Below are 16896 nucleotides of genomic sequence, written 5' to 3'. Positions count from 1 at the left end.
ACCGGGTCTTTGAAACCGTCAGGTCATGCCTCCGCATGCTGCATTCAGCAGTCGGCAGAGTCGCGCGCATAGAAACACCAACCTGCTGATTTCATTCAGATCGGCCGCGACTCTGTCGACTCTGTCGACTCCATTTTTGGAGTCTCACGCCAAACGATCAGGCCGCCTCCGCCCGCACCTCCGCCAGCGCATCCAGCGCCTGGACCAGGTCGGCGATCAGGTCGTCCTCGTGCTCCAGACCGACCGACAGCCGCAGCAGGCCGTCGGTGATCCCGGCGACGACGCGGGCTTCCGGCGTCATGGCGGCGTGGGTCATGGTCGCGGGGTGGGCGATCAGGCTTTCGACCCCGCCCAGCGACTCGGCCAGGGTGAAGGTCTCCAGCGTCTCGACGAGCTGACGCACGGCCTCGACCCCGCCCGCCAGCTCGAAGCTCAGCATGGCGCCCGGTCCCTGCTGCTGGCGTGCGGCCAGGGCGTGGTTCGGGTGCGACTTCAGCCCCGGATAGTGGACCACCGACACCGCCGGGTGGGCTTCCAGCAACTCGGCGACCTTGCCCGCCGTCGTTTGCTGCCGCTCGATCCGTGCAAAGAGCGTCCGCACCCCGCGCAGGGTCAGATAGGCGTCGAACGGCGAGCCGGTCACGCCCAGACAGTTGGCCCACCAGCCCAGCTCCGCATGGTCCGAAGGATCCGCCGCGATCACCGCGCCGCCGACCACGTCGGAGTGGCCGTTGATATACTTCGTCGTCGAGTGGACCACGATGTCGGCGCCCAGTTCGATCGGCCGCTGCAGGGCCGGCGACAGGAAGGTGTTGTCGGCCACCACCTTGGCCCCGACGCGGTGGGCGCGGGTGCAGATGTCGGCGATGTCCACGACCCTCAGAAGCGGATTGGACGGCGTTTCGACCAAGACCAGTTTGGGGTTGAGAGCCAGCGCGGCGTCCAGGGCGACGGGATCGCCCTGATCGACCCACAGCACCTCGAAATGTCCCTTCTTCGCCCGGGCGCACAGCAGCCGGTGGGTGCCGCCGTAACAGTCGTGCGGCGCGATCAGCAGGTCGCCGGGCTCCAGCAGGCTCAGCGGCAGATCGACCGCCGCCATCCCCGTCGCCGTGACCACGCAGCCCGCGCCGCCTTCCAGCTCGGCCAGGGTCTCGGCCAGCACGTCGCGGGTCGGATTGCCCGAGCGGGAGTAGTCGTATTTCCGCTTCTGCTCGAAGCCCGCGAACGAATAGTTCGAGGACAGATAGAGCGGGGGCATGACCGCGCCGTGGGCCGTGTCCGTATCGACGCCGGAGCGGGCGCAGGTGGTGCGGACGTCGTGCGGACGTTTGGTCATTGGTCGATCTCCTTGAGCGCGGAACGGAGGATGGCGGCGACCGCCTCGTCCTCCTTCAGGAAGGCGTCGTGGCCGTACAGCGACGGGGCCTCGACCAGACGCCACAGGGTCGGCAGCCGGGCGGCCAGTTCGCGGATGTCGTCGATCGGCACCAGCCGGTCGGAGGTGAAGCCGACCAGGATCACGGGCGTGGTGATCGCCTCGGGCGTCACATTGTGGCGGTCGATCGAGTCCGACAGCGACAGCCACCGCGCAGGCGTTGTGTGGGTCCGGTAGGCCTTGCCCCGCGCCGTCAGGTATTCGCAGACCGGATAGGCCTGACCGGCGGCGGCGGGCGCCTCGGTCTCGAACCGTTCGGCGAATTCCTCGGCCGTGCGATAGGTGGTCATGGCCAGTTCGCGGGCCAGGGCGACGCCGTCCTCGGGACGCCCGGCCGCCTCGGCCAGCTGCAGGATGCGCCGCTGGATCCCGCGCCAGGCCGTCGCCTGCGGATGGGCGCGGTGGGCGGCGGACACGACGATCAACTGCTCGACTCGCTCGGGGAACAGCGCGCCGAACGCCAGGGCGATCATCCCGCCATAGGAGCAGCCGACGAAGGCCGAGACGACAGGGTCGCCGATCTCCTCGAGGATCAGCCCCAGGAGCCGGGCCTGGTCATGGGTGGTGATGGTGACCGGGGCCGCACCGTCGGCCGCCTCCGGCGCATAGTCGAAAGCCAGAACCTGGAAGCGGCTGAGGTCGATGGGGCCTCGGATCGACACCGCGCCCGACCACCAGCCCAGACCGTTGGTCTCGGTCCGGTGCACGAACCGCCCGGCCGAGATGCCCCCGGCCACGACCACCAGCGGCGCTCCGGCCCGACCGTGAAGCCGACCGACGACCTGGCGCTGGCCCAGCCGTTCGCCGGACTGAAGACGGAAGTCAGCCGGGATATCAACGGCGATATCCACCGCGCCGCCGCCCTTGCGGGCGAGGATCGCAGTCGAACGCGCCGTCGGACGACAGAGGGGTTCTGCGGTGATCGTCTGAGTGTCGAAAGCCATGGCGTCGTCTGCATCGTCCCGCCCAGCAAGGCTCCGGATGCGACGACAGATCGTGGAGACGTCGCCTCGTCGACGCTCCACTCATCTCTCGCGGAAGGTCCGAAGACCGTCCTCGCAGGAGTTGGCACCGTTCGGTTGGAACCGATGGTTGCCCCGACGTCAAAGGGCCTATCCCTCGGTCGGTCTTGATGAGTGACTTTACGTTGCGGGTGCGAAGAGCGCCGGTCAAGAGAAAAAATCTACCTCATTGTTTCCTCATCACGGGGTCGCTGTGACCCAAAGGCCTCGCAGACGTCAAACGGCGCAAAAAAGATGCACAAACCGGGTTGACGGCGGTCGATTGCGCCGACACCCTGAGATCAACGATTTTCTAGAGGTTTCGCCCGTGTCCCGTCTCGGCCGCATCGCCGTTTCGACCTCGACCGCCGCATTCGCGGGCCGGTCGATGACGCTCGCCACCCTCATTTCGACCACCACCGGTATGACCATCACCGGCCCCTCGCGGGCGGGAACAGGTTAGCGCGGCGGTCGAAAGACACCCAGCCAACCCAGACCCGCCCGGCCCCGGCCAGGCGGGTTTTCTATTGCCCAAACCCCAACACATCCTCTCCGAACGGACCTCCCCGATGCCCCACTCCAACGCCCGCCTCGCCGTCGTCGAGAAACCGGTCGCCGAAGCTTCGCCCGCTGCCGAAGTGGTGGTGCTGAAGTTCGGCTCCTCCATCCTTCAGGACCAGTCCTGCGCCCCCGCCGTCGCCTCGGAGGTCTACGGCCACGTTCGCGCCGGCCGGAAGGTCATCGCCGTGGTCTCCGCGCTGGGCGGCCATACCGACCGACTTCTGGCCGACGCCCGCGCGCTCGGCCTCGACCACGAGAACGACCTCCTTCCCGGCTATGTCGCCCTGGGCGAGGAGAAGGCGGCTGCGCTCGTGGCCATCGCCTGCGACCGGATCGGGCTCGACGCGGCGGCATTGTCCGTGCGCGAACTGGGGATCGTCGCGGCGGGGCCGTCGGAACATGCTCACCCGGTCTCCCTGCGCAGCGACACCCTCTGGAAGGCGCTTGCGGATCATCAGGTCGTTGTGGTTCCGGGGTTCGGCGCATTGGGCCAGAGCGGCAAGGTGGTGCTGCTCGGACGTGGCGGGTCGGACCTGACGGCGGTCTTCCTGGCCGCCGAACTGGGCCTGGACCGGGTTCGGCTGGTGAAGGACGTCGATGGCCTCTACGACCGCGATCCGGCCTCGGCCTCGGGCAAGCCGTTGCGCTATCGCCGGGCCAGCTGGGACGACGCCCGTCGTCATGGCGGCGCCCTGGTCCAGCACGACGCGATCGATCTGGGCCAGCAGCGCTCGGTGGAGATTGAGGTCGCCGCGCTCGGCCGGGCCGACTGCACCGTGGTCGGCGACCATTCCGCGCCTCCGGGCCCCTCCGTGCCTGACGCGCCGCTGAGGGTCGCCATCGCCGGTTGCGGCGTGGTCGGCGGCGGCCTTCTGCAACGCCTGCAGAAGGACGGACGGTTCGAGGTCGTGGGCGTGCTGGTCCGCGATCCGTCGAAACCGCGCGACGTGGAGGCTCCGGCGGAACTCTTCACCGCAGACCGCGAAGCCTTGCTCGCTCTCCAGCCCGACATCCTGCTGGAAGCCCTGTCGGAAGGCGGCGCCGGGCACGACCTGATCCGCGCCGCTCTGGAACGGGGTATCGACGTTGCCAGCGCCAACAAGCAGGCGATCAGCCGTGACCCGGCCGGTCTCGCCGACGCCGCTCGCGCCCATGGATCGCAACTGGCCTATTCGGCGGCGGTCGGCGGCGGGGCTCCGATGATCGAGACCCTGCGCGCGGCCAAGGCGGCCGGGCCGGTGAAGGGATTCGAGGCGGTGCTGAACGGCACGGTCAACTTCATGCTGACGCGGCTCCAGGCCGGAGCCGATTTCGCCGACGCGCTTGCCGATGCGCGCGCCGCCGGCTTCGCCGAGGAGGATCCGTCGTCGGACCTCGAAGGCCGTGACTCGGCCGCCAAGGTCCGCCTGCTGGCCTTCGAAGCGTTCGGCCGCACTCCGGCAGAGGCCGATGTGCCCTGTGCCGTCCTGTCGGAGGCTTTCAAGCCGGCCGGGCCGGTTCGCCAGATCGGAGCCTGCGTCCGGGATGGCGACGGCCTGAAGGCGTCGGTTTCGCTTGACGTGGGCCTCGACGACCCGTTCTTCCAGAGCCTGGATGGGGAGCGCAACGCCTTGAAGGTCTACGGCGAGGATGGCCGGGTCTGGTCCTGCAAGGGGCGGGGCGCCGGACGCTGGCCGACGACCGAAAGCGTGCTGGCGGACCTCGCCGATCTCGTTCGGGCGCGCCACGCGTCGCTTGGACATCACTAGCCCTTGGCCGTCTTCACTCCGGTCACTGACGAACAGGCGCGCGCTTTTCTGGCGGACTATCCGCTGGGCGCGTTCGCGTCCTTGCACCCTATCGCCGAAGGGGTGGAGAACACCAACTATCGACTTGAGACCGAGGGCGCGCGGCATGTCCTGACGCTGTTCGAGGCGCGGACCGATGCTGCCTCCCTGCCGTTCTGTCTGGGTCTGACCGACCATCTGGCGGCCCGCGGGTTCCCGGCGCCAAGACCCGTTCCGAACAGGGATGGCGACCCGGTCGGGATGCTCAACGGGCGGCCCGCCGCTGTCATAGAATGGTTGCCGGGTGCGTGGCTGCGTGGCCCGTCGTCGGTCGAGACCGAGGCGGCGGGAGCGATGCTGGCCCGGCTGCATCTGGAGGCTAAGGGCTTTCCGGTGGAGCGAGCCAACCCGGTGGGACCCGTGGCCTGGCGGGCCCTGGCGGACCGGTCGAGGACGGCGGCTCTGGGAGAGGACCGGGAGATTCTCGACGGGGTCGAAGCGGCTCTGGCGCGGCTTGGCGATCCGTGGGCGGAGGATCTGCCGCGAGGACCGATCCATGCTGACTATTTCCCCGACAACATCCTGTTCGAGGGCGGCGAGGTTTCGGGCGTCATCGACTTCTATTTCGGCTGTACGGACCTGCTGGCCTACGACCTTGCCATCGCCCTCAGCGCCTGGGGCTTCGACGGGTCAGGGGTAGCGATCCCCGGCGCTGTCGAGGCCTTCCGACGCGGCTACGAAAGTGTCCGCCCGCTGACCCGGGCCGAGGCCGGGGCTCTGCCAAGACTGGGGGAGGCGGCCGCGATACGCTTTACCCTGACCCGGCTGCACGACCGCATCTTCCACGACCCGACCAAGCTGGTGACGCCCAAGGATCCCGGCGCCTTCTTCCGCCGGGCCGCCTGGTGGCGCGAGGCTGCCTGACCGTTCGACACCAACCCGGCTTACAACCCTTCGCGAACGCGTTTCGCCGACCGAACCAGAATGACGATGGCCCAGACTTCCGACCGATACGTTTCCACCCGAGGGGACGCCTCCGAGGCCAGCTTCGCCGAGGCCTTGCTCCGCGGCATGGCGCCCGACGGCGGCCTCTATATGCCGGGCGCCTGGCCTAGCCTTTCGCCCGCTTCCTGGGCGGCGGGGCAGGGCTATGCGGAGATCGCGACAGAGGCGATGGCGCCCTTCATCGGCGACGCCCTGCCGGCCGGGGCGCTGGACCGGGCGCTGGCGAGACTGACCGCAGGCTTCGAGCCGGTCGAGGTGACGCCGCTGCGCAAGCTCGAGGACGGCCTCTACATGCTGGAGCTGTTCCACGGCCCGACCGCCGCCTTCAAGGACCTCGCCATGCAACTCGCGGCGGCCCTGTCGTCCGAGGCGCTGGCGGCGTCGGGCGAGCGATTGACCCTCGTCACCGCGACGAGCGGGGATACCGGAGCGGCGGCCGTCGCGGCCTTCGCCAACACTGACCGCGTCCGCCTGATCGTGCTCCATCCGCACGAGCGGGTCTCGGCGATTCAGCGCCGTCAGATGACCGCGGTCGATGCGCCCAATGTGCTAAACTTGGCCGTTCGGGGGGACTTCGACGATTGCCAGCGGCTGGTGAAGGGTTTGCTGGCCGACGAGAGCCTGCGCGACGACGGGCGGTTCTCCAGCGTCAATTCGATCAACTGGGCCCGGCTGGCAGGTCAGATTCCCTACTACGTCTCGGCGGTGTCGCAACTGGCGGCGATGGGCGAGACCCGGGCGCCGGTGTTCGTGGTGCCGACGGGCAACTTCGGGGACGCCTTCGCGGGGATCGCGGCCTCGCGCATGGGACTGCCAGTCGCTGGTTTCGTCGCCGCCGTGAACCGCAACGACGCCTTGGCGCGCGCCATCAACGACGGCGTCTATGCCCGCAAGGCCGCCGTCGAGACGGCCTCCGTCAGCATGGACGTGCAGGCGCCGTCGAACTTCGAGCGGCTGGTGTTCGAGGCCTCGGGCCGCGACGCCGACCTGACCCGCACCCTGTTCGAGACCTTCGCGCGCGAGGGGTCGGTCACCCTGCCGCCGGCCCTGCTCGACGCCATCCGCGCCGAGGTCTCGGCGGTATCGGTCAGCGAGGAGACGACGCGGGATCAGATCGCCTATGCCCATGCGACCTGGGGGCAGGTCGTCTGTCCCCACACCGCCGTCGCATTGTCGGCCGCGCGCGATGTGGACAGGAGCCGGGGTCCGGTCGTGGCCCTGTCCACCGCCCATCCCGCGAAGTTCGGCAAGGACGTCGCGCCGGTGCTCGGCTTCGACCCGGACCCGCCCCGCGTCATCCGTGACCTGGGCGATCGGGCGGAGAGGTTCGAGATTATCGACGCCGACGCCCCGGCGGCCCTGGCGGCGGTCCGCGCCTTCTCCGGCTAGGGGGTGGGCTGGACGGGGTGCGCAGCGCTACGGTTGTTGCTATCGACAGGTGTGACCGATCCGAGACCTTCAGCCCGCCTGACCCACCTCCAGTCGCTGGAGGCCGAGGCGATCCACATCCTGCGCGAGGTGGCGGCCGAAATCGAGCGGCCGGTGATGCTGTATTCGATCGGCAAGGACTCCGCCGTGATGCTGCATCTGGCGAGGAAGGCCTTCTTCCCTGCGCCCCTCCCTTTCCCGCTGATGCACGTCGATACGACGTGGAAGTTCCGGGCCATGTACGCCCTGCGCGATCAGGTGGCGGCGGCGGGCGACGTCGATCTGAAGATCTGGGTCAATGAGGACGCGCGGTCGCGGGGGATCAATCCGTTCGATCACGGATCGCTGCACACCGACCTCTGGAAGACGGAGGGGCTGAAGCAGGCGCTCGATCATTACGGCTTCCAGGCGGCGTTCGGCGGCGCACGGCGTGACGAGGAGAAGTCACGCGCAAAGGAGCGGATCTTCTCTTTCCGATCGGCGGGGCACCGCTGGGATCCGAAGACCCAGCGGCCGGAGCTTTGGCGCCTGTACAACACGCGGATCGGGGCGGGGGAGAGCATCCGCGTCTTCCCGATCTCGAACTGGACCGAACTGGATGTGTGGCAATACATCGAGCAGGAAAACATCCCCGTCGTGCCTTTGTACTTCGCCGCCGAGCGGCCGGTGGTGGAGCGGGGCGGGGCGCTGATCCTGGTCGATGACGAGCGGATGCGGCTTTTGCCCGGCGAGACGCCGACGGTGCGGTCGGTGCGGTTCAGGACCCTGGGCTGCTATCCGCTGACCGGGGCGGTCGAGAGCGAGGCGGCTTCGGTCGCCGACATCATCGCCGAAATGAAGGCCTCCACCACCTCCGAACGTCAGGGGCGCGTCATCGATCACGACCAGGCCGCCTCGATGGAGAAGAAGAAGGCGGAGGGGTATTTCTGATGAAATCCCTGCTGCGCTTCATCACCTGCGGATCGGTGGACGACGGTAAATCGACCCTGATCGGACGGCTGCTCTACGACACCAGGACCATTCTCGACGACCAGATGTCGGCGCTGGAAGCGGACTCGAAGAAGGTCGGGACGCAGGGGGCGAATATCGACTTCGCCCTGCTGGTCGACGGGCTGGCGGCCGAGCGGGAGCAGGGGATCACGATCGACGTGGCCTATCGGTTCTTCGCGACCGAGCGGCGGAAGTTCATCGTCGCCGACACGCCGGGGCACGAGCAATATACCCGCAACATGGTCACCGGCGCCTCGACCGCCGATGCGGCCGTGATCTTGATCGACGCGCGCAAGGGCGTGCTGGTTCAGACGCGGCGGCATTCGTACCTCTGCGCCCTGCTGGGCATCCGGAAGGTCGTGCTGGCGGTCAACAAGATGGATCTGGTCGGCTGGGACGCCGCACTGTTCGCCCAGATCGTTGAGGACTATCGCGCCTTCGCCGAAAGCATCGGCCTGAGCGAGGTGACGCCGATCGCCCTGTCGGGCCTGACCGGGGAAGGGGTAGTCGCGGCAGCGCCGGGGTTCGACCAACCGACGCTGCTGGAGTGGTTGGAAGAGGTCGAGGTCGGGGATGACCCAGCCGCCCGTCCTTTCCGGATGCCGGTGCAGTGGGTCAATCGTCCGAACCCGGAGTTTCGTGGCTATGCGGGGCTGATCGCGGCGGGGACGGTGTTGCCGGGTGATCGCGTGCGGGTGCTCCCTGCGGGACGAGAGAGCCGGATCGCGCGGATCGTGGCCATGCCCGGCGACCTTGCCGAGGCTGAGGCGGGTCAGTCCGTGACCCTGACGCTGGAGGACGCGGTCGACGTCTCGCGCGGCGACGTGATCGTGGCAGCCGAGGCGCCGCCCGAGGCCGCGGACCAGTTCGAGGCGACCGTCGTCTGGATGGACGAGGAGAACCTGTCGCCCGGCCGGTCCTATCTGCTCAAGACCGGCACGCAGACGGCGACGGCCCAAGTCACGGCGATCCGGCACCGGGTCAACGTCAACACGCTGGAGAAGCTGGCCGCCAAGCGACTGGAACTCAACGACATCGCGGTCTGCAACCTGTCGCTGGACCGAACGATCACCTTCGAGCCCTATGAAACCAGCCGGGACCTCGGCGGTTTCATCTTGATCGACCGGATCACGAACCGGACGGTCGGGGCGGGAATGATCCGCTACGCCCTGCGCCGGGCCGACAATATCCACTGGCAGGCCATCGACGTGGATCGCTCGGCGCGGGCGGCGATGAAGGGCCAGAAGGGGGCCGTAGTCTGGCTGACCGGCCTGTCCGGGGCCGGAAAATCGACCATCGCCAACCTGGTGGACAGGCGTCTGCATGCCGCGGGGCGGCACACCTGTCTGCTGGACGGGGACAATGTCCGTCACGGCCTGAACCGGGATCTGGGCTTCACCGAGGAGGACCGGGTCGAGAACATCCGCCGGGTCGCCGAGGTCGCGAAGCTGATGGCCGATGCAGGCCTGATCGTCATCACGGCCTTCATCTCGCCGTTCCGGGCCGAGCGACGGATGGCGCGCGAGCTCATGGCCGAAGGTGAGTTCCTGGAGGTGTTCGTCGATGCGCCGCTGGCGGTCGCCGAGGCGCGGGACGTGAAGGGGCTGTACGCCAAGGCGCGGGCGGGAACGCTGAAGAATTTCACAGGCATAGATAGTCCGTACGAGGCGCCGGAGGCGGCCGAGGTCGTCATCGATACGATGGCGATGGATGCAGTCGAGGCGGCCGAGGCCATCGTCAACCGGCTGGGGCTGGGCTGACTTTCAGGCGCCATCCGCGTATGGGGTCGCCGACGATGACCCATCCCGCCCACAGACTGTCCGTCGCGCCGATGATGGACTGGACCGACCGGCATTGCCGGGCGTTCCATCGCGCCCTGTCGACGCGGGCGCTGCTCTACACGGAAATGGTCACGGCTCCCGCGGTGATCCACGGCGACCGTGAGCGGCTGCTGGGCTTCGACGCGGTCGAGCATCCCGTGGCGTTGCAGCTCGGCGGGTCCGATCCGGCGCAGCTGGCGGAAGCGGCGCGGATCGGGGCGGCCATGGGCTATGACGAGATCAATCTGAACGTCGGCTGCCCGTCTGATCGCGTCCAGTCGGGGCGGTTCGGCGCGTGCCTGATGCGCGAGCCGGAGCTGGTGGCCGACTGCATGGCGGCGATCCGGGAGGTGGTGGATGTGCCGGCAACGGTGAAGTGCAGGATCGGGGTAGATGATCAGGACCCGGCCGTCAGCCTGTTCGCCACGGTGGACGCCAGTGCTGCCGTGGGCGTCACCACCTTCATCGTCCATGCTCGGAAGGCCTGGTTGAGCGGCCTGTCGCCCAAGGAGAACCGGGACGTGCCGCCGCTGGACTATGCGCTGGTGCGTCGGCTTAAGCGGGAGCGGCCGGAGCTGACCGTCTGCATCAACGGGGGCATCGGTTCGCTGGAGGAGGCGGAGGCGCATCTGGACGCCGCCGACGGAGCCCATCTGGACGGGGTCATGCTGGGGCGAGCGGCGTATCATGAGCCGGCCCTGCTGGGTCAGGTGGACCGGCGGCTGTTCGGGGCGGCGGGCGCCGACGTCGATCCATTCGAGGCGATCGAGCGGTACAAGCCCTATCTGGCGGCGCGGCTGGAGGAGGGCTGGGGTCTGCATTCTATGACGCGGCACATGCTGGGCGTGATGCACGGACGGCCTGGGGCGCGGGCCTTCCGCCGCATCCTGACGGTCGAGGCGATCCGGCCGGGCGCCGGGCTGGACGTGGTCGATCGGGCGGTCGAGGCCGTGCGCGAGGCCGAGGCTCGGCGCGACCGGGTCGAGGAGGCTGCGTGATCTTGCGCCATTGTGGTGTCGCACAGGCCGGTTAGGGTAGGGCTCCTCCTCCCCGAGGCGTTCATGAGTTTCAGAGTTTTCGGCATCCTGGCCGCGGGCGTTGCGCCGTGGGCCCTTGCTGTTCCGGCTGACGCCCAATCGACCGACGATCGCGATCGGCTCGCCGTCGGCGCCGTCGTGGGCTCGCGTGGTGTGGCCCTGGAGGCGCAGGTCGCGGTCAGCGACCACGTCGTTCTGCGCGGATCCGCCGACCTGTTGTCCTGGGAGGTGCAGGGCCAGTACCGGCGTACGAACTATGAGGTGAACACCAAGGCCCAGTCGGTCGGGGCCTTCATCGACCTGCACCCTTACGCCAACGGCCTGGTGGTCTCGGGGGGCATCTATCTGGGAGAGCCGGAAATCGGCCTACAGGCGCAGCTGACGGGGCCGATCCGTCTCGGCGGCGCGACCTTCACGCCGACCCAGGTGGGCGAGGTCAACGGTCGCGTGGTCGTCAACAGCGCGGCACCGTTCCTTGGCGTGGGCTATGACAACACCTTCTATCGCGACCGCCGCTGGGGTTTTCGGGCGATGTTGGGGGCCGCCTACACCGGAACGCCGCGCGTCTCGCTGGCGTCGCGAGGCGGGACGCTGTCGAACAATCGGGTGTTCCAGACCCGGCTGACGGCTGAAGCGCGCGAGATCGAGGACGATCTGGCCGAGTACCGGGTCTATCCGATCCTGCAATTGGGGCTGAACGTCCGGTTCTGAGGTCCTGCCGAGCGGGACGGTCAACGGTCCGTTAAGCGTAACCGGAACAAGGCTGCGGGCATGACCCGTATCACGCTGATCGCCCTGTCCCTGCTGGCCGTTTCGGCGGGCGCCGCCGAGGCGCAGAGCCGGCATCCGCGCTCGCCGATCACCGCGGCCCTGAACGCCGGGACGACCGGTGTGGGCGCCGAGGTGCAGCTGTCGCTCGGGCCGGTGTTCGTGTTGCGGGGCGGAATAGACACCCTCGGCTATGACTTCGACGAGCGCTATAGCGATATCGACTATTCGGGACGGTTCGACTTCGACACGGTGTCTGGGTTCGTCGATCTGCATCCGTTTCTGAATGGCTTCCTCATCTCCGGCGGGGTCTATGTGGGAGACCGGACGATCGATCTCAACGGGCAGCCGACTGCGCCGGTGGACATCGGCGGGGCGACCTTTACCCCGGCCCAGGTCGGGACGCTGAGCGGGCGGATCAAACTGTCGAAGACGGCGCCCTTCGTCGGCATCGGCTATGACGACAGCTTCTATCGTGAGGGGACCTGGGGCTTCCGCGGCATGGTCGGGGTGGCCTGGAGCCAGGAGCCGGAGGTCGGGCTGTCGTCGAGCGGCGGGACCCTGTCGAACGATCCGATCTTCCGCGCGCGGCTGGAGCAGGAGGCGCGGGACATCCAGCAGGACGCCGAAGACAAGGCCTTCTTCCCGGTCGTGCAGTTGGGCGTCACGGCGCGCTTCTAATGACGGACGGGCGGCGCTAGACCGCCCGGGTGACCTCGCTCCCGTTGACTGAACTGGCCCTGCTGGCCGCCGCCATCCTCGCGGCGGGGCTGGCGGGCGGACTGATCGCGGGCCTGTTCGGGGTCGGCGGCGGGACGGTGCTGGTGCCGGCGCTGTTCTACGCCTTCTCGGTACTGGGGCTGGGCGGGGAGAGCAATCTGCACGTCGCCATCGGCACCTCCCTGCTGACCATCGTGGCGACGTCCTGGCGGTCGCTGGGGGCGCACCGCAAGCATGGGGCGGTGGACGAGCAGGTGCTGAAGACCTGGACGCCCTGGGTCGGGGCGGGCGCGCTGGTCGGGGCGGCCATAGCGGGCCTGACCTCGATGGAGGGGCTGGCCATCGTCTATGGCGTCTGCCTGGCCGTGGTCGCGGCGCAGATGGGGTTGCTCCCGGAGACGGTGCATGTCCGTGAAGACCTGCCGACGGGCTGGTGGCGGCGCGGGATCGGCGGGCTGATCGGCCTGTTGTCGGCGATGATGGGCGTGGGCGGCGGCAGTTTCGGCGGCATGCTGATGACCCTGTGCGGGCGGCCGATCCATCAGGCGGTTGCGACGGCGTCCGGTTTCGGCATCGCCATCGGAGCGGCGGCGACGCTGGGCTTCATGGTCTTCGGATTTGGCGCAGATGGCAGGCCGCCGCTGAGCCTCGGTTACGTCAATGTGCCGGCGGCGGTGGCGATGGGCGTGCTGACGACGCTGGTCGCCCCGTATGGCGCGCGGCTGGCGCACAGGCTGGATCGCAGGGTGCTGAGGAAGGCGTTTGCGATCTATCTGTTGCTGACCGCGATCTCGGTGGTGGTGAAGGCGCTCTGACGGTCGAACTGCAGTTTTTGCGGCCACCGGTGAGTTCCCGGTGATTTCGGCCAGTCAGATCCTGCAAAATCCGACGATTTCGGTGAGGGGCGCTACGGCGATTTCTGCAGGAAAACTGCAGAGACTGCTGTTTGCGCTATGGCCGCAGCGTCAGGCCGGTCGGACGCGCTTCGAAGGCCGAGAGGCGACCGAGGTAGCTCATGCCCAGCAGGGAGTGGGGCAGGCCCTCTTCCACCACCAGGGCGCGGACCTTGTCGACGCGGGCGCCGGCCACGGCCACGTGATCCAGTTCGACGGCGGCCGCCTTCACCGGACCCGAGGCGGTCTCGACCGTCTGGGTGAAGTCGGAGGGGACGAGGCGCAGGCCGAGACGCAGGGCATCCTCACGGGTCAGGGCGACGACGGAGGCGCCGGTGTCGACCAGAACGCGGATGGCGCGGCCGTCGATGTCGGCCTCGGCCCAGTAGTGGCCGTCGGCGGCGCGGGCGATCTGGGCGGGCTGGCCGGGTGCGGCGCGGACCGTAGCGGGCGTCTCGGCGGGGACGATCATGACCGCAGCCTCGGCGGCGCGAGGCTCCTGGTGCGTCAGCCACCAGGCGACGCTCAGGGAGGAGACGGTCGCAATGGCCATGACGATCGCGGACTGGATATCTAGACGCAACGCGGAACACCTTCGCGACGGACCGCTTCTGCGGCTGACCACATCCTGCACGCGCCGTGTTGGCATGCGGTGAAGCGACGTGGCTGACGAAGGGTTAAGGCTCAGATTGCGAGTTTGGCGGGTTCGATCTTTGCTTCGCGTGCCGGGAGTTCGGCCATGATTTCAGCGCGTTGTTCGTCGGTGAGCCGGGACCAGCCGCCGATCTCCTGCAGCGTCCGATAACAGCCCAGGCACAGTCCCGTAGGTCCGTCGACGATGCAGACCTGCACGCAAGGGGTGGCGATCGAGCGTGGCGGCGGCGCTACAGTGGACGACATGATTGCGAAAACTACTCCGAAGTCGGACTAAAAAACTTGCATCTTCCCGTCAGTGTGACACATTGAAGACGACGCGAAACGACTGAGAGGGTGAAAACCCCTGCGAGCACGACGCGTCTCTTTTCATCGTTCAGCGAAAGGAGACGCCAGGATGAACGACAAGGAGAGAAACCTCCAGCACGCCATGATGTCCTTTGCCCTGTGGGGCGGGATGCTGGTGGGCAATCGACCGTCTCGCCAAAGCGAGCGGGTGGTCAGCCACCCGTCCAACTTCGTGCCGTTCCGGTACGGGAAGAAAGACTGAGCAAAGCCCGGCCGGCCGAACGGCGGCCGGGTCCTCGTCTCACAAATCCGATAGTCGCGAGGTCATATACCGGCGGATCGACCGGAAAGGCGTCGCTGCATTGCGATCGGCATTGCAAAGGATCGCCAGGGTCACCTCGTGAGCGGGCCAGATTTCCAGCATCGAGCAGAAGCCGTCGATGCCGCCATAGTGGAGCAGACTGACCAAGGGTTCGGACGGCGGCGAAATCAACAGGCCGGACGCGTACTGGACATCGCCATAAGCGGCGTCGTCCGGCGAGAAGCGATTTTCACCGCCGAGCCGTCCGTCCCTCAATCGACCGGGTGAGGTCATGTTGGCCAGAGACGTCGGGCTTAGAAGCCGGTTCGACAGGAGCGCCTGGCCCCAGGCGCAGAGATCGCCCGCCGTCGAACGGATCGACCCCGCCCCGCCGGCCTGCTCCACCGGAAGGTTGGGCGCGTTTTCGAAAACGAAGGGTTCGGTTTGTGACAACGCATAGCCGGAGACGCGGCCTGTAACGACCTCGCTCATCCGATCGACAGCGGTGGAACCGAGGGAAAGTGGACCGAAGATCAGCGTCTGCATCGCCTCGGCATAGGGTTTGCCGGTCGCGATCTCGATCACGGCGCCGAGGACGATGTAATTGGCGTTGCTATAGAGCCAGGCCGAGCCCGGCGCGAAGTCGAACGGCTCGGCCTGACGCGCGATCCGGTCGGCGAGTTCTGTCTGGGACACCGGTCCCCCGCTGACCGCGCCTTCGTCTTCGTCGCTGTGCAGACCCGCCGTCTGGGTCATCAACTCGTGCAGCGACAAGGGCGCGAGCGCGGAGAACGAGGGCAGCCACCGCGATACGGGATCGTCGATGCCCAGAACGCCGGCCTCCGCCAGACGATAGATCGCCGCGGCGGTGAAGGTCTTGGTCAGCGAGGCGATCCTGAAGATCGATCCGTTTCCAACCTGCGCACCCGTCTCCAGATTCGCGGCGCCGTAGGAGCGCGAGAAAACCGGGGCGCCCGCGATACTGATCGCGATCTGAAGGCCCGGCGAGCCATTGGCGGCCAAAGCCTCCAGAGCCATGGCGTCGATGGCGGCCGCGTCGACCAGACCCTCTTCCGCGTGGGCGGGAGTGGCCAGGGTCGCGATCGTCCCGGCGCATAGAGCGAGCGACCCTCGGCGCGTGACGTTGACGCCCTTGTTGGGGAAACGAACGGTCACCGGGCTGCCTTTGCCAATCAGGTCCTCGGCGCCGGCGTCTGCATCGAGCGGGTGGCGGGGACGCCGACGGTGGGGGTCCGGGCGGCGCCAGCGGCCTGGCCGGGCTTCATGAACTTCACCAGCACGCGCTGGCCGATCAGCAGGGGGGCGTCGCCGGCGGTGACCACCACCTCCACGACGCGCTCGTCGGAACGCTGCGAGGGGTCGTCGGAGGCCAGTTTGCGGGCGCCGAAGACGGCGGCGCGACGCAGGACCGTGCCGACATAGACCTTCGACGGGTCTCCTTCGGGGGTGATCTCGACGGCCTGACCGGTGGTGACGTTGGGGATGTCGGACTCGACAATCTCGGCGCGGGCGATGCGGGGGGCGTTCGGCTCCAGATCGAACATGTTGGACACGTTCAGGGTCGAGGCGCCGGCGCCGGGGTTGGCGTAGCGACGCACGATGCGGCCGTTGGCGGGCGAGCGGATCACCGTCAGTTCGACATTGTAGGCGGCCTGATCGCGGCGGGCGCGGGCGGTCTGGACCGCCGCCTGCTGCGAGCCGAGACGGGCTTGGGCCTGGGCGATCTGGTCTCGGGCCTGATCGAGACGCTGGGCGGCGACGAAGTTGGTGGAGACCAGACGTTCCAGACGGTCGTACTCGCGCTGGGCCGTGCGGATGTCGACCTGGATCAGGTTGAGCTGGCTCTGGGCCGAGGCGAGATCGGCCGAGGCGGTCTGGAGGGCCAGACGCGACTCGTCGTCTTCCTGACGGGCCAGGATCTGGCCGGCGACGACGGTGTCGCCTTCCTGGACCAAGACTTCGCGCACGATGCCGCCGCGACGGGCCGCGATCTGGATGATGCCGCCCTCGATATCGACCTTGCCGTTGGCGATCGCGGCGTAGGGGCTTTCGACCTTCTCGGCCTCGGCTTTCTCGGCCTCAGCCTTTTTGGCGGCGTTGCCCTTCTGGACGACGGCGAAGCCCACCACGATCACGATGATCAGCACGATGCCGATCCAGAGCCATTTGTTCTTCAGGAAGGCGGGCATGAGAGAGGTCCTTGGG

At 68.0% G+C, this 16896-nt stretch carries 17 protein-coding genes and 1 riboswitch; of the genes, 11 read left to right on the top strand and 6 right to left on the bottom strand.

Translation table 11 applies throughout. From position 1 onward, the window contains the following. Positions 1 to 157: 157 nt before the first annotated feature. Positions 158 to 1339, bottom strand: a complete 1182-nt coding sequence (metB, locus tag ACQY68_RS15170; protein WP_428150466.1) for a cystathionine gamma-synthase — start codon at positions 1337 to 1339, stop codon at positions 158 to 160. Continuing rightward, positions 1336 to 2382, bottom strand: coding sequence for a homoserine O-succinyltransferase MetX (gene metX / locus ACQY68_RS15165; protein WP_428150464.1), 1047 nt, complete (start codon positions 2380 to 2382; stop codon positions 1336 to 1338). Before metX ends, metB begins: the two co-directional genes overlap by 4 nt. A gap of 78 nt (positions 2383 to 2460) precedes the next feature. Beyond that, positions 2461 to 2577, bottom strand: a riboswitch (SAM riboswitch). A 190-nt stretch (positions 2578 to 2767) separates the two neighbouring features. Here metX and ACQY68_RS15160 point away from each other — a divergent pair. The 10 genes from ACQY68_RS15160 to ACQY68_RS15115 all read left to right on the top strand — a co-directional run bounded on the left by ACQY68_RS15160 (position 2768) and on the right by ACQY68_RS15115 (position 13349). Next, complete coding sequence (locus ACQY68_RS15160) at positions 2768 to 2902, top strand: hypothetical protein (protein ID WP_428150462.1); 135 nt, start codon at positions 2768 to 2770, stop codon at positions 2900 to 2902. A gap of 106 nt (positions 2903 to 3008) precedes the next feature. Beyond that, positions 3009 to 4748 (top strand): homoserine dehydrogenase, encoded by a 1740-nt coding sequence (locus ACQY68_RS15155; protein WP_428150461.1) that lies wholly within the window; start codon positions 3009 to 3011, stop codon positions 4746 to 4748. A 3-nt stretch (positions 4749 to 4751) separates the two neighbouring features. Continuing rightward, complete coding sequence (gene thrB / locus ACQY68_RS15150; protein ID WP_428150459.1) at positions 4752 to 5690, top strand: homoserine kinase; 939 nt, start codon at positions 4752 to 4754, stop codon at positions 5688 to 5690. A 66-nt stretch (positions 5691 to 5756) separates the two neighbouring features. Further along, positions 5757 to 7160, top strand: coding sequence for a threonine synthase (gene thrC, locus ACQY68_RS15145; protein ID WP_428150458.1), 1404 nt, complete (start codon positions 5757 to 5759; stop codon positions 7158 to 7160). 51 nt (positions 7161 to 7211) lie between these two features. After that, a complete protein-coding gene (gene cysD, locus ACQY68_RS15140) occupies positions 7212 to 8129 on the top strand; it encodes a sulfate adenylyltransferase subunit CysD (RefSeq protein ID WP_428150457.1) in 918 nt (305 codons plus the stop codon). Beyond that, positions 8129 to 9949, top strand: a complete 1821-nt coding sequence (gene cysN / locus ACQY68_RS15135; protein WP_428150455.1) for a sulfate adenylyltransferase subunit CysN — start codon at positions 8129 to 8131, stop codon at positions 9947 to 9949. Before cysD ends, cysN begins: the two co-directional genes overlap by 1 nt. 35 nt (positions 9950 to 9984) lie before the next feature. Next, entirely contained in the window at positions 9985 to 11007 is a 1023-nt protein-coding gene (dusA, locus tag ACQY68_RS15130; RefSeq protein ID WP_428150454.1) for a tRNA dihydrouridine(20/20a) synthase DusA, read from the top strand. 63 nt (positions 11008 to 11070) lie between these two features. Then, the gene (locus ACQY68_RS15125; RefSeq protein WP_428150452.1) at positions 11071 to 11757 is read left to right on the top strand and encodes a hypothetical protein; all 687 of its coding nucleotides are present in this window, start codon (positions 11071 to 11073) and stop codon (positions 11755 to 11757) included. Between the two features lie 60 nt (positions 11758 to 11817). Next, a complete protein-coding gene (locus tag ACQY68_RS15120; RefSeq protein WP_428150451.1) occupies positions 11818 to 12495 on the top strand; it encodes a hypothetical protein in 678 nt (225 codons plus the stop codon). A 44-nt stretch (positions 12496 to 12539) separates the two neighbouring features. Then, the gene (locus ACQY68_RS15115) at positions 12540 to 13349 is read left to right on the top strand and encodes a sulfite exporter TauE/SafE family protein (RefSeq protein WP_428150449.1); all 810 of its coding nucleotides are present in this window, start codon (positions 12540 to 12542) and stop codon (positions 13347 to 13349) included. A 136-nt stretch (positions 13350 to 13485) separates the two neighbouring features. On the opposite strand, the gene ACQY68_RS15110 is transcribed toward ACQY68_RS15115, so the two are convergent. Further along, positions 13486 to 14010 (bottom strand): TIGR02281 family clan AA aspartic protease, encoded by a 525-nt coding sequence (locus ACQY68_RS15110; protein WP_428150448.1) that lies wholly within the window; start codon positions 14008 to 14010, stop codon positions 13486 to 13488. A gap of 101 nt (positions 14011 to 14111) precedes the next feature. Then, positions 14112 to 14327 (bottom strand): DUF1289 domain-containing protein, encoded by a 216-nt coding sequence (locus ACQY68_RS15105; RefSeq protein ID WP_428150447.1) that lies wholly within the window; start codon positions 14325 to 14327, stop codon positions 14112 to 14114. 151 nt (positions 14328 to 14478) lie between these two features. On the opposite strand from ACQY68_RS15105, the gene ACQY68_RS15100 reads away from it, so the two are divergent. Beyond that, complete coding sequence (locus tag ACQY68_RS15100; RefSeq protein WP_425988578.1) at positions 14479 to 14631, top strand: hypothetical protein; 153 nt, start codon at positions 14479 to 14481, stop codon at positions 14629 to 14631. 39 nt (positions 14632 to 14670) lie between these two features. On the opposite strand, the gene ACQY68_RS15095 is transcribed toward ACQY68_RS15100, so the two are convergent. Together ACQY68_RS15095 and ACQY68_RS15090 are read right to left on the bottom strand one after the other, a co-directional pair. Further along, entirely contained in the window at positions 14671 to 15846 is a 1176-nt protein-coding gene (locus ACQY68_RS15095; protein ID WP_428150446.1) for a serine hydrolase domain-containing protein, read from the bottom strand. Positions 15847 to 15863: 17 nt separating this feature from the next. Beyond that, positions 15864 to 16880, bottom strand: a complete 1017-nt coding sequence (locus tag ACQY68_RS15090; RefSeq protein WP_428150445.1) for an HlyD family secretion protein — start codon at positions 16878 to 16880, stop codon at positions 15864 to 15866. Positions 16881 to 16896 lie beyond the last annotated feature (16 nt).

Origin of the sequence: Brevundimonas sp., assembly GCF_965278935.1 — a bacterium.
GTDB lineage: Bacteria > Pseudomonadota > Alphaproteobacteria > Caulobacterales > Caulobacteraceae > Brevundimonas.
The sequence above is the reverse complement of the archived record's forward strand: the minus strand, read 5'-3'. Positions and strand labels throughout refer to the sequence as shown.